Source organism: Robinsoniella sp. RHS (assembly GCF_001029355.1).
Classification (GTDB): Bacteria; Bacillota; Clostridia; order Lachnospirales; family Lachnospiraceae; genus Robinsoniella; species Robinsoniella peoriensis.
Genome location: NZ_JNGB01000154.1, coordinates 1 through 5,972, shown reverse-complemented (window position 1 = coordinate 5,972; position 5,972 = coordinate 1). Strand labels below are relative to the sequence as shown.

Genomic DNA, 5,972 nt, shown 5'->3' with positions numbered 1-5,972 from the left:
AATTTATCATACTGAGCGGCTACAACGATTTTGAATACGTTCGCACCGCTATGCAGCATGGTGCAGTCAATTATCTGCTTAAACCTGTAAATCAGGAAGAACTGACAAATACAATTATATCTACAGTGCACATGCTGGATGATACCCAAACACAAAAACAGCAGTTTCAGGAAAGTCTTATGGCTCTTCGCAATGACATTCTGGTAAGGGTCCTGACCAACCGTATCGACACCCGGGAATTACGTGAGAAATGCCGCTTTGTAAATCTTACCTTTCGCTGTAGTAAAATGCGTGTGGGACTTCTAAAGCCCTTGTTTCACAGCGGGGAACGTTCCATGAAATGGGCAGATTTTTCCACAGCCAGATTGTGTGAAAAGATTTGTAAAGATACCTGTGACTGCTACGCTGCACTCGACACATCTGATAACATCATTCTTATTTTCAAGGATTATGCATATTCCTTAACAAATGCTGATTACGAACGCCTGCTGGAGTCCTGCATCAGACAGTTAAAAGAACGCATTTCCTTTCCTGTCATTACCTCTCTAAGTGAAAATGCCTCAACAGTTCATGACCTTTCTGCCTCCTACATATACTGCCTCCAGTCTGCAGAACGCAAAGAAATCATGCAGAACCTGTTTCAGAAAGATACCATTGTACAGCTTGAAAAAGATACCCCCTATATTTTTGATTATTCCAGCCTTGCAAATATTATTGAAGCACGTGACAGCAAAGCCCTTCTGGAACTGCTTCGTCAATACTTTGCCGAAATGCTCCGCCAGGACAACAACAACAATCTGGAAAATATTAAATATCAACTGATTGAGTTTATCATCTGCGCCATGCAGGAATTAAAGTCATCACTTTTTTCCAGCGCAGACATTGATGTTCAAAAAAAAGAAGCCTTTCGTATTATCGGATCGGCACTTTCACTTTCCGAACTGGAAGAAAAGCTGTATCAACTATTTACAACTTTGATGGACCAGCTGGATGAAAATACAAATCCCACCTATTCGTACCTGATTCAAAATGCGCTCAGCTATGTATGCAGCAACTACCAGGATATTAATCTATCTCTGAAAACCCTGGCCTCACAGCTGAATGTAAATGCCGCCTACCTTGGCCGCCAGTTTGCAATAGACACCAATGAATACTTTTCTGACTATTTAAACCGAATCCGTATCTCCAAAGCAATCCACTTGCTGAAAAGTACCTCCTGGAAGACCTCAGCAATTGCAGAAGCCGTAGGCTTTGCTAACATCACTTACTTCTTTACCATCTTTAAAAAAACCACGGGAAAGAGACCTGGAGACTTCCGGAAAAACTGATCAGCCATACCTGTAAGACATAAAAGCATACTTTCATAATAAACGGCCCTCCGTCTGTTGGACAGAGAGCCGTTTATTACAAAAGTACGCCTCCAATATTAAAGCAGTATATGGTTATTCCTGAAAAGTAACTTCCGTATGATACAGTGACTTCTCATCCAGGTATTGTTTGTATGTCTTTGTTTTTTTCTTTTCTTCATAATCAGGGGACCAGTAATACCCCTTAATTTCATCCATGTATTGGATATAGTCACAAATATAAATGTACACAGTGCCGGTGTCCCTTCCATAGAGCTGGTAGGTATCTGCGTAACTGCCCTGATAATCCAGCAGTTCTCCATCTTTATCTAAAATAACCAGAAAATAATCGTAATTTAGCTTATCTGAGGGGATAATCATCTGTGCAGTAATTTCATAAGGTGTTTTTTCAACTTTGGAAATCCCCAGTCCTTCTGCATTGGTATCGTTTAGTTCCACAGTCTGAGTCCTTGAGGTGTCCAGAGACACATCAAATTCAAAATTCCATTCGCCCTCATACCGCTTCACAAGATTATCATATATTACCCCGGTATCACCTTCCGGGAAGGTTACGGTTCTTGCTTCTGTCTCAAACAATTCTCCGGAAATATCAGTCAGATTTAAACTATACGTAAAGTTATCAGGAACCGGAAGAGGTGTGCCAATCTCCGGAAACTGCTCCTTTAATTTCAAGTTATATTCATCCACCTTTAACGCAGCTTCATCAGTACTCATATCATCTTTTACGTAATCATTAATGTCCAGTCCTTTTGCTGCAATTTCCTCATCCGTAGGATAATAGGAAAACTGATCAAGTGATACACGGTAGATTCCTGCAAATGTATGATTGTCAATAAACTGACCTTCTATATACAGTTCCGGTCCGATATCCATATCAGAAAAACTAAAACTTGCTGTTCCATCCAGTTTCAGTGTATCATATTCTAAAATATAATCCTCCATATTTTTTGTTCTTATAAAATCTGCCGGGAACTCTTCTTCATTTTTAATACTCATTGCCAGATATAAAGCTTTTGTACTATAATATACTTCAGAAACCGTAACTGTTAAGCCATTAGAAGTTTTGATATATTTACTTTCCCCGGCAGCTTTTTCTTGTACCTGTTCCTGTTTATCATTTCCCTGTTTATCATTCTCCTGTTTTTTATTCTCCTCTTTTTTAATCCGTTTTGTTACAATCCCCTCTTTTTCATTCTCCTCTTTTTTAATCCCCTTTTTTTCAATCCCTTCTGTTTCAACCCCTTCTGTTGTTTCACCAATCTCTGTAACAGCCCCGGTATCTTCCGCTCCTTCCGTCACCAAAACCTGTGCCGTAGAACTGAAATCCCCCTTATAGCTCACCGTAGACTCCACCCGCTCAAATATATGCCCGATTAAAGGTATTTTAGCTGCCAGGGCAGGATTAGATACGCAGAACAAAGAAAAGACGGCTACAGCGGCAGCAATGCCTGTCGTCGTTGTTATAAATTTCTTCCTCCGCTGTCTTTTTTTTATTTTAACAGCCCTCGTAACTCCTTTATCAATAACATCATCAATATTCTCCGGTATCGGAATTTGATCAAACTCATTTTTATTAAGCATAAATATACCCCTCTTTCAAAATCATGCGCAGTTTCTTTTTTGCCTTTGACAGGTCTGATTTAATAGTCCCCTCAGGCTTTGAAGACATTTTAGATATTTCAGATATGGTCAGCCCTTCAAAATACTTCAGTACAATCAGCGTCCGGTATGGCTCATCCAGCTGTCTTACCGCATTGTGGAGATCCATTTTTTCTTCCTGGGAAATACCGCTGTCCATCTGCTTTACCGCATCTTGCGGGATGTCATCCTGGGCATAAGGAATTACTTTTGATGACTTACGATACATTTGCATAGCACAGTTATATAGTATTCTGGTTATCCAGGTCTTAAAATACTGAGGTTCTCTCAGATTATGAATAGCCAGCAATCCCTGAACGGTAGTATCCTGAAGAACGTCCAGTGCCAAATCCTGATTTTTCACATAGGAAAATGCAGTTCGGTAAAGATATTCTTTATGAAATTTAATTAAGTCTCCATAAGCTTGTACATCGCCTTTTTTTGCCTTTCGGGCAAGCATCAGATCTTCTCCCTGTATGTTCTCCATTTTTATATCATTCCTTTCGCTTCGCCCATCTTAATAACAACATAACGTAACAAACCTGTTATTGTATTTATCTATGGCTGCTTATTGCTGTATTACTTTTCTAATTAATTTTGTGCACATTGATTAGATGCTTTATATAGGAAAAAGGTTGCGCTTTTTATCTTTTTAAATAAAATACTAAATAAAAGTCACAGGCAAAAATAAAAAAGGGATAATCCATTCTTGGATCACCCCTTAAGTTCAGTCATACAGGCACATAAGCCTGCCGGTTATTCAACCCCGGTATCAAATCTGTCTCATACGTCAAATCTTATTATCTGCCTCATACTCCGGTAACAACTGGCGAAGCTTCCAAGATATATACAGTTATCATACAATCTCCAGCAAACCCTTTATTGCGTTAATCCCTGCCTGTAAAAGTTTATTGCTATCCATTTCACTGTGGGCATTAATATTGTTTTCCTGAGCAATTGCATCTATCATGGCATAAATCAGATAGAGCTTTTCTAAAGAAGCATTGATATTATTTTGAACAAGCGTATCAATAAACACATTCATTAATTTTTCTTCCAAACCACAAAACGTTTGGAAGATCTCTTCGTCTTTATTCATCATATTACTTAATTCAGCAATACCACTGGAAGAATTTGCATAAATACTAGTAAACACACAAATGGTTTTTTCAATAAATTCATCTACCGTAAATGGTTCATCACCTTCAGATAAGGAAAAAAGTAAGGGGTCAATCTGTTCTTCAAAAAACTTTTGAAATGCAGAAATAAAAATTGCTTTTTTGTCCGGAAAGTAACTATAAAGAGCCCCGGTAGAAACACCTGCCCTCTTACATATTTCATTGGTATTTGTTTCATAATATCCTTTTTCGCAAAACAACTCAAAACCAGCATGGATTATTTTATTCTGTTTTTCGATAGATCGTTTCTGTGTAGGTTTTCGTATCTGTGGCATTCTTATCATCTCTCTTTCAATATGCAGTATAATACATACCTCATTAATTTTCAATATAAATAAGAATAATTATTTTTGTTTTCTATTGACAACTTGTGATTAGTAATGCTAAAATAATAAAAACAAGAATATTTATTCATATTTTTGTTGTACAGAAAGGAAATTAACATATGAATAAAATATATTTAAGACCTTTTACTGATGAAGACCTATTATTATTTGAAATATGGTTAAACAAGGAATATATAAAAAAATGGTATCTTGACCCTGAAGACTGGCTCATGGAAGTACATCACCGGGCAGACACCTATTCCTGGATCCATCATTTTATTGTTATGAGTAATGATATACCAATTGGTTTCTGCCAGTATTATGATTGCTATGATGGAATCAACGATGAAATAGAAGATTGGTACTCTGTTTCAAAGCCTAATCATACTTTTAGTATTGACTATCTGATCGGAAATGAAAACTACTTAAGAAAGGGGTATGGTAAAGAAATTATCCGCCTTCTAACCCAAAAAGTAAAAGCAGAACAAATTGCAGAGAAAATTATTGTTCAGCCAGATATAGAAAATATACCTTCTAACAAGGCATTACTGGCAAATGGTTATATCTTTGATTCAGAAAAAAATTATTATATCAAAGAACTAATAGTATTGGAAAAATGTAACTAAAAAACAGAGATTCCTGTTATATAGGAATCTCTGTTTTAACTTTTACTTAACCGTCCCCTGCAGGAATCGAACCTGCACTTAATCCTTAGGAGGGATTCGTAATATCCATTTTACTAAGGGGACAAGGATAAAAGTTACTTTATAAATATTACACTTTTTAACCTAAAAAGTCAAGTCAATTTCAATATTTACTTAAAAAAACAGCTATTGGCAGAAACTGCACAATAGCTGTTCATGTTGAATACAAATTTTATTCTGGAAAATTCAAACATCCCTGCAGCCAGATCACACCTTTGAATCTTCTGCCCTCTTCCGGAACACCCATTAAATCTTTTTCATTTATGCAAATATCAAATACCATTTCATTACATAATATTTTCATCTGATAAATTTCTTCCTGACTTAACGTATTTTTCACCTTATTACAAGTCTTAATCTCTCCCATGATATGATACTGATCACATTCCATACCATAAGGCATAAAGAACGTATCGACAATCGTAAATACATCTTCCTGCATAATACGTCTGGATATCATGGTATAAGTATCAATGTCTTCCAAGGTCAGACTTTCAATTGCATCTTCATCACCATTTCTTGCAGCCGCAATCAAATGATTTCGATTTTTGGTAGCCTCTTTATCTGTATCAATCTGCTGTTCACTTTTCTGAATCGGAAGTAAGATCTTACCCTTAGTGGATAATCCTGAAAATGTAGTACTTATATTCTGGCCGCTTAATTTATTTAAATTTGCCTGCATTTTATAATCTGCTGCATTCTGGAGATAAAAAATCAAAGATACTCCGACTCTTACATCTTCACATACACCTGCATAGG

At 36.7% G+C, this 5,972-nt stretch carries 6 protein-coding genes and 1 tRNA gene; 2 read left to right on the top strand and 5 right to left on the bottom strand.

The features are described from left to right. The coding region (locus tag RHS_RS26820; RefSeq protein ID WP_395023584.1) for a DNA-binding response regulator at positions 1 to 1,328 on the top strand (1,328 nt) is incomplete at its 5' end. A gap of 114 nt (positions 1,329 to 1,442) precedes the next feature. Here the strand turns inward: RHS_RS26820 and RHS_RS26815 are convergent. From RHS_RS26815 to RHS_RS26805, 3 genes are all read right to left on the bottom strand, one after another. Next, entirely contained in the window at positions 1,443 to 2,948 is a 1,506-nt protein-coding gene (locus RHS_RS26815) for a DUF4179 domain-containing protein (RefSeq protein ID WP_047834899.1), read from the bottom strand. Next, positions 2,941 to 3,492: a sigma-70 family RNA polymerase sigma factor gene (locus RHS_RS26810; protein ID WP_047834898.1), complete on the bottom strand. Its 552-nt coding sequence runs from the start codon at positions 3,490 to 3,492 to the stop codon at positions 2,941 to 2,943. The genes RHS_RS26815 and RHS_RS26810 overlap by 8 nt, the downstream gene beginning before the upstream one ends. A gap of 369 nt (positions 3,493 to 3,861) precedes the next feature. Beyond that, positions 3,862 to 4,458 carry a TetR/AcrR family transcriptional regulator gene (locus RHS_RS26805; protein ID WP_047834897.1) on the bottom strand — a complete coding sequence of 199 codons (597 nt, stop codon included), beginning with the start codon at positions 4,456 to 4,458 and terminating at the stop codon, positions 3,862 to 3,864. 170 nt (positions 4,459 to 4,628) lie between these two features. On the opposite strand from RHS_RS26805, the gene RHS_RS26800 reads away from it, so the two are divergent. Further along, on the top strand, positions 4,629 to 5,135 hold the full coding sequence (locus RHS_RS26800) for a GNAT family N-acetyltransferase (protein ID WP_047834896.1): 507 nt from the start codon (positions 4,629 to 4,631) through the stop codon (positions 5,133 to 5,135). 51 nt (positions 5,136 to 5,186) lie between these two features. On the opposite strand, the gene RHS_RS26795 is transcribed toward RHS_RS26800, so the two are convergent. Together RHS_RS26795 and RHS_RS26790 are read right to left on the bottom strand one after the other, a co-directional pair. Next, a tRNA-Arg gene (locus RHS_RS26795) sits at positions 5,187 to 5,258 on the bottom strand. A gap of 127 nt (positions 5,259 to 5,385) precedes the next feature. Then, the coding region (locus RHS_RS26790; RefSeq protein ID WP_047834895.1) for a DUF3881 family protein at positions 5,386 to 5,972 on the bottom strand (587 nt) is incomplete at its 5' end.

Excerpts from the sequence above, each read along its gene's own strand:
- RHS_RS26815 (WP_047834899.1), bottom strand. The coding sequence starts at position 2,948 with ATGCTTAATAAAAATGAGTTTGATCAAATTCCGATACCGGAGAATATT.
- RHS_RS26810 (WP_047834898.1), bottom strand. The coding sequence starts at position 3,492 with ATGGAGAACATACAGGGAGAAGATCTGATGCTTGCCCGAAAGGCAAAA.
- RHS_RS26805 (WP_047834897.1), bottom strand. The coding sequence starts at position 4,458 with ATGCCACAGATACGAAAACCTACACAGAAACGATCTATCGAAAAACAG.
- RHS_RS26800 (WP_047834896.1), top strand. The coding sequence starts at position 4,629 with ATGAATAAAATATATTTAAGACCTTTTACTGATGAAGACCTATTATTA.